Here is a 19,425-nt window from a genome sequence, read left to right as displayed (position 1 = left end):
ATAAAAATGGCTTGGAGGATATTATGGCAAAGAAAAAAGGAATGAAGCTGATTGCCAATAATAAAAAGGCATTTCATGATTATTTTATAGAAGATACTTATGAAGCCGGTATTGCCCTTGCAGGAACAGAAGTAAAATCCCTGCGTATGGGCAAATGCAGCATCAAGGAATCCTTTATCCGTGTAGAGAACGGAGAGGTTTACATCTACGGAATGCATATCAGCCCTTATGAAAAAGGCAATATTTTCAACAAAGACCCGTTGAGAATCCGTAAGCTTCTGCTTCACAGATATGAGATCAATAAGATTGAAGCAAAGCTCAAAGAAAAAGGGTTAACTTTAGTACCTCTGAAAGTTTATTTCAAAGACAGTCTGGTAAAAGTGGAAATTGGAATGGCTCGAGGCAAGAAACTTTATGACAAGAGACAGGATATCGCAAAGAAAGACCAGAGAAGAGAAGCAGAGCGTGAATTTAAGGTTAAGAATCTATATTGATAATATTACTAAATCCTTTGGCTCAAAATTGTGAAATGTTATGAAAAAATTAATGGATATTGCAAAAATATTCGAAAATTCTTATAATCTATCATATAGATAAAAAAATAACAATTCATTTTCAGGCAGATGAGCTGAAAGGAGTGGTGCCCTATGAAAACAATCACGATCAGCAGACAGTATGGAAGCGGTGGAAGATATATTGCAGCTTTGCTTTCAGAAAAAATGGGAGTTCCCTGTTACGACAGTAAATTTTTGCCGAAGGAAGCAGAGAGGCATGGAATCAGTCAGGAAATCATCAATGAATTTAAAGGCAAGACCAGTCTTCTTTATGCAATCGGAGTAATGATGTCAGAAGAATCGCAGGATAAAAAACGCCTGACGATTCCGGAGAAGATGTTTCATGCGCAGAAAGAGACAGTGAAGCGCCTGGCACAGGAAGGTCCATGTATTTTTGTGGGAAGATGTGCAGACCAGATTCTGAAGGATGATAATCAGCTGCTTCGCGTGTATATTTATGCATCTGATATGGAAGACCGTATTAAACGGATTAAGAAAAATAAGCATATTTCTCAGGAGGAAGCACTTGACAGGATTGCATATAAAGACCGTCAGAGAAGAGATTATTATAACTTTTATACAGGACATGAATGGGGAAAAATGGAAAATTATGATATCTGCCTGAATACTTCGGTTTTATCAGAGGAAGAATGCGTGGAACTTCTGATGAAGCTGGCAGGATAGAAATATATTAAATATGACCACAAAGAGATGAGAAAGGACTGCCAGAGCAACATGGTAGTCCTTTCGTTACTGTTCACTGGTAATATTCCGCGAGGTGTTTTTTGCGAGTGAAAGTCACAGTAACATCCTTTCTGGTGAGTATCCGCTGATTACAGTGAGCGTTTCCTTTTGTGCAATAATATGAAGTAGGAAAAATGTGATTTTTTCATAAGAATGCGTCCGCAGGCAGAAACTTTAAAAACCTGAAAGTCTTAAAATTGTATGAAATCGGCAGAGGCTTAGTTGACAAGTTTTCGATACTCTGCAATAATAGGGAATTGAAAAAATGACATTGTTAAAAAGAAAAAAGATATTCCATATAGCAGGAGGGAATATATTATGAAGAAACGTTATTTAATACTGGCAGGTCTGTTAGTAATGACAGTGGCAGCTGCCGGATGTGGTAAGAAAAAGACAACAGAGACAGCACCTGTAGAGGTAACAGCTACCCCGACTCCTGAAGTAACCAAGGCAGTCGATATGGTGGATATGCAGCAGACAGCAGATGAAGACATAAAGAATGTAATGGGGGAGAAAACTTCCACAGCATCTAAGATTGTGTTTGTAAATAATACAGGGGATGACATCCAGTCACTCTATATCCGGACTCATGTGGATGAAGACAGTGAGGATTATGATGCAGACGAGGATGGAGGATGGGGAGATGATCTCATCAATGGAATGTTTACCCTGACAGATAAGGACAAGGCACTGTATTATATGCAGACTGCAAATACACAGACTGCAAATACACAGACTGCAAATACACAGACATCAGATACACAGACAACAGATACACAGACAACATCCAACAAGAGTACAGCTTCCTATGATATCCGTATTGCATATGCTGATGAGGACAAGAATGAATGCTTTTTCCGCGATATTCCGCTTGGAACAATTTCGCAGATTACGTTATGTATGGATGGCACAGATGATGATGCGATCCCATATGCAAAATATCTGACAGGTACATCAACAAAAGAAGTATCCACGCTTGATGCGGTAAAGGAACGTCTTGGAATTACAGATGACAGTGAGTCTGAATCAGATTCCACAGACGACAGTGATAAGAATTCTGCAGATGATTCAGATTCCACAGATAGTAACAACAGTTCTGATCAGAATAATAACAGTGGCAATGGAACCGGGGATAGTTCAGATGATCCGGGCAATGGAGGAAACTCAGACGATCCGGGTACTAATGATGATCCGGGCAGTAACGATGATCCGGGAAATGGCGGCGATATGATTTCCACAGCAGAACAGTATATCGGTCAGTCTCTGGATGCACTGGAAGGCGCATGCGGTTCTCCACAGGGCAGCAGCTATGAGGATGATCCTGAGACAGGTAAAACAGGATTCCATTATTACAGCAATTTCACAGTTTCTACAACAGTTGATGAAAATGGTAATGAAATTGTTGCCGGAATATGGTAGAATAGAACTACGAATGTAACAGAGGAGGTATTCCGATCCTCTGTTACCTGCGATAAAATTAATTTCAGGAGACAGTTACTATGAAACGTGTATTATTAAAATTAAGCGGTGAAGCCCTTGCCGGTGAAAAGAAGACCGGATTTGACGAGGCGACTGTTATTGAAGTTGCAAAGCAGATCAGGACAATTGCTGAGGAAGGACTGGAAATCGGCATCGTGATCGGCGGAGGTAATTTCTGGAGAGGACGCACCAGTGAGACTATCGACAGGAATAAGGCTGATCAGATTGGTATGCTTGCAACAGTTATGAACTGTATTTATGTATCTGATATCTGCAGATACCTTGGATTAAAGACAGAAATCTTTACACCATTTGTATGCGGTGCATTTACAAGCCTTTACTCTAAGGATGCAGTGGAAGCAAGCTTTGCACAGGGCAAGATCGTATTCTTTGCAGGCGGTACAGGACATCCTTACTTCTCCACAGATACAGCCACTGTACTTCGCGCAGTAGAGATCGAAGCAGAAGCAATCCTTCTTGCAAAAGCTGTTGACGGAATTTATGACAGTGATCCGAAGACAAACCCGAATGCAGTAAAATATGATGAAATTTCCATTGAAGAAGTAGTTGCAAAGAAACTGGCAGCTATGGATCTGACAGCATCGATCATGTGTATGGAACAGAAGATGCCGATGCTGGTATTTGCACTGGATGAAAAAGACAGCATCATCAATGCAGTACATGGCAAATTTGTCGGAACTAAGGTTACTGTATAAGTAAGGCTTATAAGTCAGTTTACAGAGAAAGTGTAATATAAAAACTATAAAAAGAGGGAGACGAACCTAATGGATGAGAGAATTCAGAAATATGAAGAGAAAATGAAAAAGACACTGGCAAGCCTTGAGAGCGAACTGGTTACAATTCGTGCAGGACGTGCGAACCCGCATATCCTTGACAAACTCGCCGTAGATTATTACGGAGCTCCGACACCTCTTCAGCAGGTGGCAAATATCACTGTCCCGGAAGCTCGTATGATCCAGATCCAGCCATGGGAAAGCAGCCTGATCAAAGGAATTGAGAAAGCAATCCTTACCTCTGACCTTGGATTAAATCCAAGCAACGATGGTAAAGTAATCCGCCTTGTATTCCCGGAACTTACAGAGGAACGCCGTAAGGAACTGGTTAAAGATGTCAAGAAAAAAGGCGAAGCAGCCAAAGTAGCAGTCCGCAACATTCGTCGTGATGCAAATGATGCATTTAAGAAACTTGCAAAACAGGATGTATCTGAGGATGAGATCAAAGAACTTGAGGAGAAAATCCAGAAGAGCACAGATAAATATATCAAAGAAGTTGATGCGGCAGTGGATGCAAAGAGCAAAGAAATCATGACCGTATAAGGGAAACGAAAAGGAGAGCTCCATGAATGCGGGCTCTCTTTTTATCTGAATGAGATAATGGACCGGAAACTGTGGTTCATTATGATGAGACAGTAAGGTTAAAGGAATAACAGGATAAGAAAAGGAAACAAGAGTATGAATGTACCAAATCATATTGCCATTATTCTGGATGGTAATGGACGCTGGGCGAAGGCAAAGGGAATGCCCAGAAGTTACGGACATGTGAAGGGCTGTGCAAATCTGGAAACAGTCTGTGACTATATGAAGGAGCTGGGAGTTAAATATGTGACTGTATATGCTTTTTCCACAGAGAACTGGAAACGTTCCAAAGATGAGGTGGACGGTCTGATGAAACTGTTCCGAAGTTATCTGAAAAAATGTATTAAACTGGCAGATAAGAACAAAATGCGTGTCCGGGTGATCGGAGAGGTTTCGGCATTTGATCAGGATATTCAGGAAAGTATTGCACGTCTGGAACAATATTCTCAGAAATATGATGAAATCTATTTCCAAATCGCATTGAACTACGGCAGCAGAGATGAGATCATAAGAGGTATCCGCAAACTTGCTCAGGATGCTGCAGATGGAAAAGTAAAGCCGGAAGAAATTGATGAGCACGTTTTTGACAATTACCTGGATACGGCAGGAATCCCTGATCCGGATCTGATGATCCGCACAAGCGGTGAATTGAGACTTTCCAATTTTCTGTTATGGCAGATGGCTTATACAGAATTTTATTTCACAGATGTGGCATGGCCGGATTTTAATAAAGCAGAGCTGATTAAGGCTATTGAGAAATATAATCAGAGAGACAGAAGATACGGCGGAGTTAAGGAGGAGTAAAGAATGTTTAAGACAAGACTCTTAAGCGGAATCCTGCTTGTGATTATTGCGCTTGCCACTATTATCAGCGGTGATTATGTGCTGTTTTTCACACTTCTTGCGGTTTCTCTCATTGGAATGAGAGAATTGTACAGAGCAATGAAGGTGCAGGATGAGAAGATAAATCTGCTGGCAGTAGCAGGCTATTTAGGCGCAGTATTATATTATCTGGCAGTACTGCTTGATTTTGAGAGGTATGGAGTGCTGGCAATCATTTTCGGACTTGTGCTGCTCATGTTTGTATACGTGTTCACTTATCCAACCTATGAGGCAGGGCAGGTAATGCCTGCACTGTTTGGTATTGTGTATGTGGCAGTTATGTTGTCGTTTATTTATCTTACCAGAGAGCTTCCCGGTGGAAAGTTCCACGTATGGCTGATCTTTCTGTGCTCATGGGGATGTGATACCTGCGCATATTGTGTGGGAATGCTGATCGGTAAACATAAAATGGCACCTGTCCTCAGCCCTAAGAAATCTGTGGAGGGAGCTGTGGGTGGTGTGGCAGGAGCTGCACTTCTTGGTGTGATCTATGCAGCAGCCACTCAGGGACCGATGCTGGAATATGCTGTGATCTGTGCAATCGGAGCGCTGATTTCCATGGTAGGCGATCTGGCTGCATCTGCGATCAAGAGAAATCAGGGGATTAAAGATTATGGAAAATTAATTCCGGGACATGGAGGAATCCTTGACAGATTTGACAGTGTGATCTTCACAGCACCGGTTATTTATTTCCTCTCTCTTGTGATGATTGAGATCTAGAGCGTGTCTGAAAAATCATTCCCGCAATCTGCATGCCCCACTTTACGGGATATTTCACCCGAATTCAGTTGCCGTAGCCCGCTACGGCGCCCTCATCCGGGCAAAATATCCCACAAATTGTGACGCACATCTTGCAGAAAGCCTTTTTCAGACGCGCTCTAACGGAGCATATATTCTTCTGATATACATGTTTACAGTATTTTCTGATATGAGAACTGTCAGGTCAGAAGTAATTTTATAAAATTGTTGTATAAGTATTGAAATGAGGTACAATATGAAAAAAGTAGCAGTCTTAGGTTCTACAGGTTCGATCGGAACACAGACACTGGATGTGGTACGTGCAAATGATGACCTGGAAGTAGTTGGTCTTGCAGCAGGCAGCAATGTAGAAATGCTGGAGAAGCAGATACGTGAATTTCATCCCAGACTTGTTGCAGTCTGGAAAGAAGAGGCAGCCAGAGATCTGGCAGTACGTGTGCAGGATCTGGATGTAAAAATCGTAAGCCAGATGGGTGGTCTTATCGAACTTGCCAGAATGGAGGAATCAGACATTCTGGTGACCGCTATCGTAGGAATGATAGGAATCAGACCAACTATGGAAGCAATCCTTGCAGGTAAGGATATTGCTCTGGCAAATAAGGAAACACTGGTAACAGCCGGACATTTGATCATGCCGCTGGCAAAGCAGTTCGGTGTGCAGATCCTGCCTGTAGACAGCGAGCACAGTGCTATTTTCCAGGCACTTCATGGAGAGAAAAGAGAGCAGATACATAAACTGCTCATCACTGCATCCGGCGGTCCTTTCCGCGGAAAGAAAACAGCAGATCTGGAGAAGGTGACTCTGGAGGATACGCTGAAGCATCCGAACTGGGTAATGGGACAGAAGATTACAGTGGATTCTGCAACTCTGGTAAATAAAGGTCTGGAAGTTATGGAAGCCAGATGGCTTTTTGATGTAGATCTGGATCATATTCAGGTTGTGGTTCAGCCGCAGAGTATTATCCACTCTATGGTGGAATTCGAGGACGGTGCAGTGATGGCACAGCTTGGAACACCGGATATGAGACTTCCGATACAGTATGCATTATGCTACCCGGACAGAAGATTTTTAAAAGGCGACAGACTGGATTTTCATATGTTGAAGCAGATCACCTTTGAGGAGCCGGACAGGAAAACTTTTAAAGGTCTTCCAATGGCGGTGGAAGCGGCAAGGGCAGGCGGCAGTATGCCAACCGTTTTTAATGCTGCAAATGAGCTGGCAGTCCGCAAATTCCTTCAGAAAAAAATCAGCTTTCTGGATATTTACGAGATTATCGGGCAGTCTATGAGCAGACATACAGCAGTAAAGGATCCGGACCTGGATCAGATTCTGGAGATTGAGAAAGAAACTTATCGTTGGATTGAAAGCAGGTGGTAGATTGAAAATTATTATTGCAATTGTCATATTCAGTGCAATCATTCTCTTTCATGAGCTGGGACATTTTCTTTTTGCAAAGCTGAATAAGATCGTGGTCACAGAATTCTCTTTGGGAATGGGACCAAGACTTTACAGTTTTGAGAAAGGAGATACCAGATATTCACTGAAACTTCTTCCTATCGGTGGCTCCTGTGCCATGCTGGGGGAGGATACGGACATAGAGAATGAACCGGGAACTTTTAACAGTGCGTCTGTGTGGGGCAGGATTTCTGTAGTTGCCGCAGGACCGGTATTTAACTTTATCATGGCATTTGTATTGTCTGTGATCATTGTAGGTGCTGTAGGATATGAACCATCCAGAGTTCTTTCCGTAAAGGAAGGTTCTGCGGCTGAGGCGGCAGGACTGAAAGAGGGAGATATTATTACCGGTTATCAGGGATATCACATTGATCTGGGAAAAGATCTCTATGTATATTCCTATCTGAACCAGCTGAAAGAGGGAGATACCATTAACCTGACTGTTAAGCGTGATGGAAAGAAGATGGACATTTCCTATAAGTCGGATACAAATGTGAGATACCTTCTGGGCTGCAATTTCAACGGGGATGATACTTCTGCCATGACAGTGGAATCTGTAATGGATGGAATGCCGTTGCAGGAAGCAGGGATTCAGCAGGGAGATGTGATCACATCCATTAATGGAGTGAAGATTACAAATGCAGCAGATTACCAGAAATATATTCAGGAGAATCCGCTGACAGAAAAGTCTGTAAAGATTACCTATTCCAGGGACGGACAGGAATATGATATTACGGTTACACCAAAAGAATACCGTACGGCAGAATCAGGATTTACCTACAATATGTATTCTGAAAAAGCAAAAGGGCTGAATATAGTCAAATATGGTGCCGTAGAAGTAAAATATATGGTACGTACAACGATTCTCAGCCTGAAAGAGCTGGTCAGCGGAAAGCTTGGAATGAAAGATCTGAGTGGTCCGGTCGGAATTGTGGATGCAATCGGAACTACGTATGAGGAAAGCAAAAGCGAAGGAACCATGATCCTGTGGATGAATATGCTTAATCTGGCAGTTCTGCTCTCTGCAAACCTTGGAGTTATGAACCTCCTTCCGTTTCCGGCACTGGACGGTGGACGGCTGGTATTCCTTGTCATAGAGGCAATCCGCAGAAAACCGATTAACAGACAGGTGGAGGGCGGCATCCATTTCGCAGGGCTGATGCTGTTGATGGCGCTGATGGTATTTGTTATGTATAACGATATTGTTAAGCTGATCTGATCATCTGGCATACCAGTGTGGGTTTGAAAAAATCTCCCATAAAATGTGACGCATATCTTGCGTAAAGTTTAAACACACTTTAGAACCAATGTAATGTATATGATTAAAAAGACAGATATCTTGAAAGAAAATAGAGAGTCTGTCTTTTTTTGACGAAAATTTGACGATTTATCTGGATTTTCACAGTTCGATTTGATATATTAAAATTGTCCTGAAGGTTTAAGCGACAGATATATGTATTACACAAATCTGTTACAGAGGATTAACAGTGAAAGTATTTTGACCGCAGTTTCGGGAAAGTGTGTGTATAATGTAACCCAACAAAAGACAAACAGAAAAATGTGGGGTGAAAGGAGATGTTTATGAGAAAGAAAAATGAAATCACTGAGTATGTAGCTGCTGCTCTTATATTTGTGTGTGCGGTAGCAGTAAGTCTGGGCATATTTCTGGTATGCACGCAGAATTCTATTGAGCGTAACTCGCAGAAAGTAATTAAGACGAATGTTTCCAGACAGAGTGAACATATTAAAGCAATTTTGGATATTCATTATGGATATCTGAGGGGTATAGCAAAAGAGATTGGAAAATCCGAAGAACTTGTGTCGGATGAAAATATGGAAATGTTAATATCGCTTGAAGAGGAAACTGCTTTAGAGCGTACAGCACTGATTGAAGCAGATGGTACGGCTCATTATGATAACGGAGCAGAGAAGAATGTATCTTTGAGGAGATATTTTAAGGAAGGAATGGAGGGAAAAGAAACACTAAGCGATCCACTGGAGAGCAGCGTAGATAAAGAAACCCGTGTAATTCTGGGCGTACCGGTCTGGAAAAACGGAAAAGTGATAGGAGTTCTGGGTGGTTCTTATAACGTAACTGCATTAAGCCGTATGCTGTTTAACGATTTCTTTGAAGATGTAGGATATACACTGATTACTACCAGTGATGGTGAGATTATTGCGTATGATGGTGATTTTGCCTATCATGAGATTGAATATGGCGATAACTTCTTTGAATTTTATGATGATCAGACACTTATTTTTGATTCGTCCCTGACAGAAGTGAAAAAAGATTTTACAGTGGGTGCCGATGGACTGATGAAAATAAGAATTGGAAATGATTATAATTCAGACCGTTATCTGGCCTATACAGATATGGGATTGAATGACTGGATGATTTGTTATGTTATCCCTGTTTCTGAAGCGCAGAAATCTTATAACTTTGTACGAAGATATGAACTGATTTTTACAATCGGGTTTTGTGTTATGGTAAGCATGTTGTTCCTTTGGGGATTTGTTAAGAACAGATCAAAGGATAAACAGCTTATTCAGGCAGCAGAGACAGATGCACTGACCAGCGCGTACAATAAGAGAAGTACAGAAGAACGGATCCATAATGTTCTGCAGGAACACCCGCAGGAACCGGGAACTTTTGTGATCATGGATGTGGATCATTTTAAGGAAGTAAATGATATATATGGACACATTACAGGGGACAAAGTCCTGCACAAATTTGGTGAAGTGCTTCATGAACATTTTCGTGAAGGAGATATTGTTGGCAGGATTGGTGGTGATGAATTTGTAGTATATATGAGGAAAACGGACAGCAGAGAAGTTGCTGTTTCCAGAATCGAAAGTCTGATAAAAAAGGTTGAAGAATTATCGTTTACGGAAATGAATGGAAAGAATATTACCATTAGTGCCGGAATGGCATTTGCTCCGGAACATGGAACAGGATATCTTGATCTGTATAAAAATGCAGATACTGCATTATATAAGACAAAACAGAATGGCAGAGATGGGTATAATATTTACGAAGAAGAAAAAAGATAAAGATAAAGGAGAGAGAAAAAGGTTATGCCTATTGGAATAATTATCAATGCATTATCCATAGTTATAGGCGGAATCCTGGGTGCTTTTGTGGGGCACAAATTAAGTCCAAAATTCAAAGAGGATATTACTCTTGTATTCGGGGTATGCTCTATGGGAATGGGAATCAGCACCATCGGTCTGATGGAAAATATGCCGGCGGTTATTTTTTCTGTTGTGATCGGTACGGGAATCGGACTTGCGATTCATCTTGGAGAAAGGATCAATGCCGGTGCCGGTGTTATGCAGCGTGTGATCGGCAAATTTATCAAGAATTCAAATTCAGAGCTTTCTGAGGATGAGTTTATGAATACACTGGTGACGATCATCGTATTATTCTGTGCAAGCGGAACAGGAATCTATGGCTCTATCGTATCCGGAATGAGCGGGGATCATTCAGTGCTGATCTCCAAATCTATTCTGGATTTATTTACAGCAGCTATTTTTGCCTGCAGCCTGGGAATGGTAGTGTGTATGATCGCCATTCCGCAGGTGATTATTTTCCTGATCCTGTTCTTTGCAGCAACGGCGATTTTTCCGCTGACTACGCCGGGCATGATCAATGACTTTAAAGCCTGTGGCGGGTTTCTGATGCTTGCAACCGGTTTTCGTATGGTGAAGCTGAAGAACTTCCCAACTGCGGACATGATACCGGCGATGGTGCTGATCATGCCTATGTCATGCTTCTGGGTGAATTATATATTGCCGTTAGTATCATAAGTTAAGCTGGCAGATTTTCATTTCTGAGTTCAGAAACGGAGATCTGCTTCTTTTTAGGTCAATTACAATCAAAATTATAGATGACTGTAATGGCGCTTATAAAAAACTAACCAATAGTTAATAGAAAATTTCTTCCTGATATTGTATTGTAAATATATAAAAAACTGAGCAAAGTATCAGGTGTACCAAAAGTATTTCCTGATATTTGTCTGAAACTATAACAGCGTATCAGGGAGGAGGAGATTTTTATGAGTATGAAAGAACGATTTGTAAGAAAAAGCAGAAGCTATCTGGCATTTTTTCTTCTGGCGGCATTTGCAGCACTTTTATTTTTCCCAAGGGTAGCATCGGCTGCTGCCAAGCCAACTGCCAAACAGCTTAAAGTAACCTACAGAGGATTCGAATATGACAATGATACAGCAAAGTTATATCTGAAGCTGAGTCTGAAAAATACTTCGAGTTACACGATTACAAAAGTGAAGATGGGATATGAGATACCTATTATGGAGGATGGAACCATAACCCAGACCTTCAGTGTAACGATCAATCCCGGAAAGACAGTGAATAAGACGGTTTATATTGGAAAAATGACTCAGCAGCCATATAAAGCGCCGAAGGTAAAATGCTTATCGTTCTGGTATAAGTCAGCGACACCTAAGCTAAACCAGCTCAAAGTCAGCTACAAGGGATATGAGTACAATCCGAACACAGGAGAGCTGTATATAACTGCCCGTATGCAGAACACTTCCAGTTATACGATTACAAAGGTAACGATGTATTTTGAGATACCACTGGATGAAACTGCAACACCGACCAAAACCTACAATGTAAATATTCCGGCCGGAAAGACAAAAAATTACAGGTTCAAAATTGGAATGATGACAGATGCTCCGGATGGAAAGGTACTGGTGAAATGTAAGAAATTCTGGTATAAGAAATAACAAATGAAATTGTGATATCAGACAGGCAGCCATTGTGAGATACTCTAAACAGTACCGCAATGGCTGCTGTTTTGTTATGCTTAGGAAATTACGTCGGAATTGTTATAATTAGGTATATTTTAGCATAAATAATTCCTGTCTGAAATAAAAATTGCTGTTATTATTTCTGGCTTAGTCGGGCTCGAAGTGGCAGTAACTCCTGCTTTACGTTACAAATGTTTCATGTTATCATTATCTAAAATCAGGGAAGCTGTTTTTCGGGGAATTTTTTAACCGAATGCGGATTGCGAATATCCGTTTGACTTGCAAAATCTGGTAATGAAGGAGGATGAAAAATATGCGGAACAGAAAGAAACTGCCAATTGGAATAGATAGTTTTGAAAAAATAATCCGGCATAATTTTTACTATGTGGATAAAACAGAAATGATAACAGAACTTCTTCATAACTGGGGAGAAGTGAATCTGTTTACACGTCCTCGCCGTTTTGGAAAATCTCTGAATATGAATATGCTGCAGTCATTTCTGGAAATCGGATGTGATAAATCGCTGTTTAATGGACTGAAGGTATCCCGTGAAAAAGAACTGTGTGAAGAATATATGGGAAAGTTTCCGGTAATTTCGCTTACATTGAAGAATGTGGAGGGATTAAATTTTGAGTCAGCCCGGAAATCGCTGAAGAATACTCTGGGAATGGAGGCGTGGAGACTTAGTGCTCTGGCAGAGAGCAGCCGCCTTACAGAGGAAGAAAAAAACTCTTATAAAGCATTGACTGTCGTTGATGATCATGGCGATTTCAAAATGTCTGATGCCACAATGGAGAAGGCGCTGCTTATATTAACTGTATTACTGGAGAAACATTATGGAAAAAAAGCGGTTCTTTTGATTGATGAGTATGATGTGCCATTAGATAAAGCGTTCCAGTATGGATATTATGACGAGATGGTATCTTTGATCAGAAACATGTTTGGAAATGTTTTGAAGACAAATTCGAGCCTGTTTTTTGCAGTACTTACGGGATGCCTGAGAATTGCGAAGGAAAGCATTTTTACAGGATTAAACAATTTTAATGTTTTTTCGATTACGAGTGTACAGTTTGATGAGTTCTTTGGATTTACAGATGATGAGGTCGCAGAAATGCTGAAATATTTTGGGCTTTCTGACTACCATGAAACAATCAGGGAATGGTATGATGGTTATCAGTTTGGAAAGAAAGCAGTGTATTGTCCCTGGGACGTGATCAGTTATTGCAGAAATTTATGTGCAGATCCTGATGCGATACCAGAAGATTTCTGGTCTAATACCAGCAGCAACAGCATTGTGAGTCGTTTTATAGATAAAGCGAATAAACAGACGAGAGATGAAATCGAAAACCTGATTTCGGGAGAAACGGTTATAAAAGAAATAAAACAGGAACTGACATATAATGAACTGGATAAATCCATTGAGAATCTTTGGAGTATACTTTTTACAACAGGGTATTTAACACAACGTGAAAGAATAGACAGCAGAAAGTTACGTCTGGCAATTCCTAACAGAGAAATTAAAGAATTGTTTGAACTTCAGATCAGGGAATGGTTTCAGGAAAAGTCATCTGAGGATGTAAAGAAGCTTGATAAATTATGCATGGCTTTTCCAGATGGAGATGCAGAAACGATAGAAGATTTGTTTAACGACTATTTATGGAATACAATCAGTATTCGGGATACGGCAGTTAAGGGAAGAAAAGAAAATTTTTATCATGGAGTTTTGCTGGGGCTGCTAAGTCATATGGAGAACTGGGCTGTCTGGTCGAATATAGAATCTGGTGAAGGTTATTGTGATATTTTACTGGAAGTTCCGGAGAATCGTGTCGGAGTGGTGATCGAGATGAAATATGCTCAGGAAGACAGAATGGAGGCAGCTTGTACAGAAGCTCTGAAACAGATTGAACAACGTCAGTATGCTGCAAGGTTAAAGAGTGACGGGATGAAGAATATTGTAAATTATGGCATTGCCTGTTATCGGAAACATTGTAAAGTTAAGATTGGGAAAGAAAATTCTTAATCTAAGAAGATATCTTAATAAGAAAACAGCTCTGCTGTTCTGAAATTACAGTTCCTCTCAGTGATTATTATTTGTGATACTGAGGGGAGCTTTTTATATCATAGAAGATTATTCTGCAATGTTTCTGTGATGTAACAGTCTTTTGGACAGTGCTCTTGCGGACGAGGTACATGATAACTATAACATCGGTGCAGGTCCGGCGAGTGGAAGCTGCCGTACGATGGGAATGATCGTGATTCCATGCAGTATGAAAACTCTGGCGGGAATCGTAAGCGGGTACAGTGATAATCTCGTTTTACGGGCAGCAGATATAACCTTGAAAGAATGCTGGAAGAAGATATCATTACAAGAAAATGGGCTGAGCAGATATGGGAACTTGTCAAACAACCGGTGTCTGTGCTGGCAGGAGTATATTATGATAATCTGGAAAAGGAACAGTTGATGGACGTAATCCGGATATTAGATCAACTGCTCGAAAACTTAGAACAAGAACTGCAATTACGGAAGACAAAATATAGTCAAAACGTATAAGAGAAACATAGAAATACAATGGTGCTATAATTTTTTCAGATAACGAAATCAGGAGTTTATGTCGGACTGGAAAAAGCCTGTGAAAAAGCAATGAACCAGATTCGGGAGCTGCGTTATGATGAACGGCTTCGTAATGAGGACAGAAATGATATTCTGGCATATGGAATTGCTTTTTGTAAGAAGAAATGCAAGGTAGTTGTCGAAAATTTATAAGGAATGAGGTAATCTTAAAAAGATGATATCTGAAAAGGGAAAGGGATAGGTGATAGATTCTTGCGCATCAGTTCTTTGCAGGCTGATGCGCATATTTTGTCTGCTTTGCTACAACCCTAACGCAACTCAGCAATCCTGCTGACTGCCACGTAGATCTCCTGAATTTTGTACCAGGTTGGATAATCTACGATTCCTGTCTGGTCCAGACCGAAAATGCTCTGGAAAATCCTGACGGAATTTTGGGTCTCAGGTCCGTAAATTCCATCTGCGGTAACAACAGGGACAGCAGGATAAGCTTCTGCGATTGTGTTTAACTGTTCCTGAATCTGTCTTACCTTATTTCCGGATGCACCGATATCCAGATCATATCCCGGCCAGGAGGAGGGAATCCCGGAGATTGCTTCCGCCACATTGATATACATATCATTTCCGTAAAAAGTTCGTAGGATTTCAATGGCAGAGTATCCCTGATCGCCCAGTGCCTTGCTTCCCCATTGTGTCATCCAGCCTCTGTTTCGGCATTGTACCTGTTTGCCGTCACAGTACTGGGTAAGGATTGGCTGACGTACATTTGGTCTGGAAAGATAATTCTCGAATAATTCATCTACAATGCGGTCAATGCTGGCAAAGATATTCCTGCCATAGATCCATTTGTGATCATAGGCAGTGGAGGAAGTGATCGTAAAGTCATAACCTTTGTTCCGGTACCATTCCGTATAAACCCTGTTCAGAGTAAAAGACATGATAGCCAGAATATTTGCCCGGATGGTGTCGTCGGGCCAGGTGGCATAGATTTCGCTGCTGGCTACATTTTTGATGTAATCTTTGTAGCGTACATAATAATTGCCTGCAGCGGAATCGTTGACAGGCCCATCGTGTACCACTATATATTCAGGGACAACGACCTTGCTTAATACGATTTCGCCGTTTTCGTTTATTGGTTTTATCTCGGCTTCTTCGATTTTGGGAGGATATTCATAGAACAACGTATGCGGAGGAATTACAATTCTCTGGAAAGTTTCGCCGGATTCCATGACATTCAGCGTTGTTGGCTGTCTGGATAAAGTATCTGCTAATACCTGGCTTCCTGCGATTTCTTTTGGTTCAAATCCTTCTGCTTCAATCTGAATGGTATATTCTGAGTAGGGCTGTTGTTCAACCGGTTCCATACTGTATTCCAGAGGTGGAGTCTTAAGTTCAATGACAGGAGTGCGTCCGGAGGAATCTGTTGTCACTTCTTCAATGGTACTGTCGGGTGCTCCTGTGTAGGAGATTCTGACGCGTGCGTTTTCTATGGGACGATTGTTCAGCCGGTCTGATACGGTAACCTGATATTGTCCTGTATCTATATTTTCCTGCTGCATCTGCATATGATAAAAAGCCATACAAGCTCCTGTAGATAATGCTTTCCTGATAAATTATGCAGGGGACCGGAAAATGGTTACCTGAGAAAAGAATTATTGTAGAAAAAAGAATAAAAAAATAAGGCACCATGACTTCTCATAGTTCCTCATTCTTTAAATGCGGAAGATGGGACTTGAACCCACACGAGCGCAATGCTCACAAGATCCTTAGTCTTGCTCGTCTGCCAGTTCCGACACTTCCGCATATCGCATTTCTTTGGGATTCTTTTGCTCTCCCTCGCGACAAGTGATACTATATCAAATGTAAAAGCTAATGTCAACACCTTTTTGAAAAAAATATAAAAAAATTTCAATTTTTTTTTGAAAAAAAGAGGAATTTGAAATTTTATGTAGAATATAATTAATAAGAGGTATTTTGTCAGCTTGTGGAGGTATCGCTTATGAATATCAGAGAAAGCATGGAACAGCGTGAACAAAAGATGCTCAGTCCTTATGCTGCTTTGAGTCTTTGTTCCAGAGGCAGAGAGCGGCAGGAGGAAGAATGCGATGTACGGACTGTCTATCAGAGAGACAGGGACAGGATCCTTCATAGTAAAGCTTTTCGCAGGATGAAGGATAAGACACAGGTTTTTGTGGCACCCCAGGGTGATCATTACAGGACCAGACTGACACATACTCTTGAGGTATCACAGATTGCCAGAACAATAGCGAAGGCACTGAGACTGAATGAAGATCTTGTAGAAGCGATCGCACTTGGACATGACCTGGGACATACGCCCTTTGGACATGCAGGTGAGAGGGCTCTTGATGCAGTGAATCCGGATGGCTTTGCCCACTATAAACAGAGCGTCAGGGTTGCACAGGTACTGGAGAAGAACGGCGAAGGGTTGAATCTCACATGGGAGGTCCGGGATGGTATCCTGAATCACAGAACCAGTGGGAATCCGTCTACTCTCGAAGGAAAGGTAGTAAGACTTTCGGACAAGATCGCCTATATTCATCATGATATGGATGATGCACAGCGGGCGGGGATTATTTCTGAGGATGATATTCCGGTCACGCTTCGGATGCTGCTCGGTTATACAACCAGAGAGCGGCTCAATACATTTGTTCATGATGTGATAGAGAACAGTCTTGAGCAGGATACCATAAAGATGTCAGCAGAGATCTACGAGGCAATGATGGATCTGCGGGCTCTCATGTTTCAGAATGTATATGAGAATCCGGCAGCCCATAAGGAAGAGGAAAAGGTAGTGAAGATGCTGACGGAGTTATATGAATATTATGTCGAACACCCGGAAGCAATGTCAAAAGAATACAGGGAGCTGATCGTGCGTGGAGAGAAGAAGGAACAGGCAGTATGTGACTATCTCTCAGGAATGACAGACCAGTATTCTATAAGGAAATTCCGGGAGATTTACATACCAAAAGCATGGGAAGTCTATTAATCGATCAAGAAGGAGGACGAAGCATGCGTTATTCAGACGATATCATTGAAGAAGTCAGGATGAAGAATGATATTGTAGATGTTGTATCCCAGTATGTGAAGCTGAACAAAAGAGGAAGTACCTATTTTGGACTTTGTCCGTTTCATAATGAGAAAACTCCCTCTTTTTCGGTAACACCGGCGAAGCAGATGTATTACTGCTTCGGATGCGGAGCAGGCGGGAATGTATTTAATTTTGTGATGGAATATGAGAATTATACCTTTGGGGAGGCACTGAAGCATCTGGCAGACAGGGCAGGGGTGCAGCTTCCGAAGATTGAATATTCCGGAGAAGCAAAGAAGAAAGCAGAACGTCGGGCTGCCCTTCTGGAGATCAATAAGCTTGCAGCAGGATATTTCTATTATCAGCTGCGTCGTGAGAGTGGCAGACAGGCACATGAATATCTGACAGGCAGAGGACTCAGTGAGGAGACGATCAGGAAGTTTGGCCTGGGATATTCGGATAAGTACAGTGACGATTTGTACAAATATCTGAAGTCAAAGAATTACAGTGACGAACTGCTGCGGGATTCCGGCCTGTTCAATGTGGATGAACGCAGGGGAATGTATGATAAGTTCTGGAACAGGGTTATTTTCCCGATCATGGATGTGAATAACCGCGTGATCGGATTTGGAGGCAGAGTGATGGGTGACGGAAAGCCGAAGTACCTGAACTCGCCGGAGACTACGATCTTTGATAAAAGCCGGAATTTGTACGGGCTGAATGTTGCAAGAACCACGAGAAAAAATTATCTGATCCTGTGTGAAGGATATATGGATGTGATATCCATGCATCAGGCAGGGTTTACCAATGCGGTGGCATCGCTGGGAACGGCACTTACTTCCGGACATGCAAGTCTGCTGAAGCGTTACACTCAGGAGGTATTGCTTCTGTATGACAGTGATGATGCAGGCGTGAGGGCTGCCCTTCGTGCCATTCCGATCCTGAGGGAAGCAGGTGTTTCTTCGAGGGTGGTAAATCTTAAGCCGCATAAAGATCCGGATGAATTTATCAAGGCACTTGGAGCAGAAGAGTTTGAGAAACGTCTGGAGCAGGCTATGGACAGCTTTATGTTCCGCGTACATATGGCAGAGCGGGAATTTCCAATGGAGGAACCCCAGGGACAGAACCGTTTCTTTGAGCGGTGTGCGCAGATGCTTCTGGAGCTTTCCGATGAACTGGAGAGAAATCTTTATATAGAAGCAATCGTAAAGGATTACAGAAGCAGTGGGATCAGTGTGGAGAATCTGAAAAAGAGAGTCGGAGCTCTTGCAATGAAGGGAACTCCGGCAGAGCAGAGGATTCAGCCTAAACCTGTGGGAGCAGGTCAGCAAAAGAAGAAGGAGAGTGCAGCAGAGAAAGCACAGAAGCTGATGCTTACCTGGCTGGTAACTTATCCGGGCATATTTGACACAGTGGAAAAATATATCCAGCCTTCAGATTTCGTGGTTCCTCTGTACAGGCAGGTGGCAGAGATGCTTTACCAGCAGCACAGGGATGGCGATGTGAATCCTGCAAGGCTGATGAATGCTTTCATTGACAGTGAAGAGCAGAGAGAGGTTTCATCCCTTTTTAATGCAACGATCCATCTGGAGACTCCGGAGGAACAGAACCGGGCTTTCTCGGATGCTGTGATCAGGATTAAGGATGAGAGTCTGAAAGAGAGAAACAGAACCTGGGATCCCACAGATATACAGGGACTGCAGGAACTTGTAAAAGCAAAGAAAGAACTGGAAGAGCTTGGAAGAAAGCGGCAGCAGCTGCATATTTCTTTCGAATAAGGATAAA

18 protein-coding genes, 1 tRNA gene and 3 pseudogenes are annotated in these 19,425 nt (G+C 41.8%); 19 read left to right on the top strand and 3 right to left on the bottom strand.

All coding sequences use genetic code 11. From position 1 onward, the window contains the following. Positions 1-23: 23 nt before the first annotated feature. From smpB to LJE09_RS10315, 7 genes are all read left to right on the top strand, one after another. Positions 24-494: an SsrA-binding protein SmpB gene (smpB, locus tag LJE09_RS10345; RefSeq protein ID WP_020993664.1), complete on the top strand. Its 471-nt coding sequence runs from the start codon at positions 24-26 to the stop codon at positions 492-494. 153 nt (positions 495-647) lie between these two features. Next, positions 648-1,238 (top strand): cytidylate kinase-like family protein, encoded by a 591-nt coding sequence (locus tag LJE09_RS10340; RefSeq protein ID WP_022380724.1) that lies wholly within the window; start codon positions 648-650, stop codon positions 1,236-1,238. A gap of 378 nt (positions 1,239-1,616) precedes the next feature. Further along, positions 1,617-2,717, top strand: coding sequence for a hypothetical protein (locus LJE09_RS10335; protein WP_055148928.1), 1,101 nt, complete (start codon positions 1,617-1,619; stop codon positions 2,715-2,717). Between the two features lie 80 nt (positions 2,718-2,797). Beyond that, the gene (gene pyrH, locus LJE09_RS10330; protein ID WP_008707658.1) at positions 2,798-3,493 is read left to right on the top strand and encodes a UMP kinase; all 696 of its coding nucleotides are present in this window, start codon (positions 2,798-2,800) and stop codon (positions 3,491-3,493) included. Between the two features lie 69 nt (positions 3,494-3,562). Continuing rightward, complete coding sequence (frr, locus tag LJE09_RS10325) at positions 3,563-4,114, top strand: ribosome recycling factor (RefSeq protein ID WP_008707656.1); 552 nt, start codon at positions 3,563-3,565, stop codon at positions 4,112-4,114. Between the two features lie 114 nt (positions 4,115-4,228). Continuing rightward, positions 4,229-4,957, top strand: coding sequence for an isoprenyl transferase (locus LJE09_RS10320; protein WP_287638547.1), 729 nt, complete (start codon positions 4,229-4,231; stop codon positions 4,955-4,957). Positions 4,958-4,960: 3 nt separating this feature from the next. After that, entirely contained in the window at positions 4,961-5,755 is a 795-nt protein-coding gene (locus tag LJE09_RS10315; RefSeq protein WP_025580326.1) for a phosphatidate cytidylyltransferase, read from the top strand. Here LJE09_RS10315 and LJE09_RS18825 read toward each other — a convergent pair. Further along, a pseudogene (locus LJE09_RS18825) lies at positions 5,718-5,885 on the bottom strand (DUF6783 domain-containing protein). The gene LJE09_RS10315 and the pseudogene LJE09_RS18825 overlap by 38 nt on opposite strands. On the opposite strand from LJE09_RS18825, the pseudogene LJE09_RS18820 reads away from it, so the two are divergent. The 10 genes and pseudogenes from LJE09_RS18820 to LJE09_RS10275 all read left to right on the top strand — a co-directional run. Next, a pseudogene (locus tag LJE09_RS18820) lies at positions 5,823-5,996 on the top strand (DUF6783 domain-containing protein); the annotation flags it as partial. The pseudogenes LJE09_RS18825 and LJE09_RS18820 sit on opposite strands and share 63 nt — an antisense overlap. Positions 5,997-6,029: 33 nt before the next feature. After that, a complete protein-coding gene (dxr, locus tag LJE09_RS10310; protein WP_008707653.1) occupies positions 6,030-7,172 on the top strand; it encodes a 1-deoxy-D-xylulose-5-phosphate reductoisomerase in 1,143 nt (380 codons plus the stop codon). 1 nt (position 7,173) lies between these two features. Continuing rightward, positions 7,174-8,469 (top strand): RIP metalloprotease RseP, encoded by a 1,296-nt coding sequence (gene rseP, locus LJE09_RS10305; protein WP_022380720.1) that lies wholly within the window; start codon positions 7,174-7,176, stop codon positions 8,467-8,469. Positions 8,470-8,831: 362 nt separating this feature from the next. Next, positions 8,832-10,301: a sensor domain-containing diguanylate cyclase gene (locus tag LJE09_RS10300; RefSeq protein ID WP_055058722.1), complete on the top strand. Its 1,470-nt coding sequence runs from the start codon at positions 8,832-8,834 to the stop codon at positions 10,299-10,301. Positions 10,302-10,325: 24 nt separating this feature from the next. Beyond that, on the top strand, positions 10,326-11,057 hold the full coding sequence (locus LJE09_RS10295) for a DUF554 domain-containing protein (protein ID WP_008707651.1): 732 nt from the start codon (positions 10,326-10,328) through the stop codon (positions 11,055-11,057). A 248-nt stretch (positions 11,058-11,305) separates the two neighbouring features. Continuing rightward, positions 11,306-11,998 (top strand): hypothetical protein, encoded by a 693-nt coding sequence (locus LJE09_RS10290; protein WP_055060131.1) that lies wholly within the window; start codon positions 11,306-11,308, stop codon positions 11,996-11,998. Between the two features lie 337 nt (positions 11,999-12,335). Next, positions 12,336-14,042, top strand: a complete 1,707-nt coding sequence (locus LJE09_RS10285; protein ID WP_022380716.1) for an AAA family ATPase — start codon at positions 12,336-12,338, stop codon at positions 14,040-14,042. Between the two features lie 154 nt (positions 14,043-14,196). After that, positions 14,197-14,367 (top strand): annotated as a pseudogene (locus LJE09_RS19185) (flavoprotein); the annotation flags it as partial. After that, complete coding sequence (locus tag LJE09_RS19180; protein ID WP_442860828.1) at positions 14,367-14,573, top strand: hypothetical protein; 207 nt, start codon at positions 14,367-14,369, stop codon at positions 14,571-14,573. The pseudogene LJE09_RS19185 and the gene LJE09_RS19180, both read left to right, overlap by 1 nt. A gap of 90 nt (positions 14,574-14,663) precedes the next feature. After that, on the top strand, positions 14,664-14,786 hold the full coding sequence (locus LJE09_RS10275; protein WP_242857138.1) for a PD-(D/E)XK nuclease domain-containing protein: 123 nt from the start codon (positions 14,664-14,666) through the stop codon (positions 14,784-14,786). A gap of 116 nt (positions 14,787-14,902) precedes the next feature. Here LJE09_RS10275 and LJE09_RS10270 read toward each other — a convergent pair whose 3' ends face one another. Both LJE09_RS10270 and LJE09_RS10265 read right to left on the bottom strand, forming a co-directional pair. Continuing rightward, on the bottom strand, positions 14,903-16,171 hold the full coding sequence (locus LJE09_RS10270) for a peptidoglycan-binding protein (RefSeq protein ID WP_055060128.1): 1,269 nt from the start codon (positions 16,169-16,171) through the stop codon (positions 14,903-14,905). Positions 16,172-16,308: 137 nt separating this feature from the next. After that, positions 16,309-16,393: transfer RNA gene (locus tag LJE09_RS10265), tRNA-Leu, on the bottom strand. 197 nt (positions 16,394-16,590) lie between these two features. On the opposite strand from LJE09_RS10265, the gene LJE09_RS10260 reads away from it, so the two are divergent. Together LJE09_RS10260 and dnaG are read left to right on the top strand one after the other, a co-directional pair. Continuing rightward, positions 16,591-17,598, top strand: a complete 1,008-nt coding sequence (locus LJE09_RS10260; RefSeq protein ID WP_055060127.1) for a deoxyguanosinetriphosphate triphosphohydrolase — start codon at positions 16,591-16,593, stop codon at positions 17,596-17,598. Between the two features lie 23 nt (positions 17,599-17,621). Next, the gene (gene dnaG / locus LJE09_RS10255) at positions 17,622-19,418 is read left to right on the top strand and encodes a DNA primase (RefSeq protein ID WP_055053826.1); all 1,797 of its coding nucleotides are present in this window, start codon (positions 17,622-17,624) and stop codon (positions 19,416-19,418) included. Positions 19,419-19,425: the final 7 nt, after the last annotated feature.

This window comes from Blautia sp. DFI.3.45 (assembly GCF_020593505.1).
Lineage (GTDB): Bacteria > Bacillota > Clostridia > Lachnospirales > Lachnospiraceae > Blautia_A > Blautia_A wexlerae.
The sequence above is the reverse complement of the archived record's forward strand: the minus strand, read 5'-3'. Positions and strand labels throughout refer to the sequence as shown.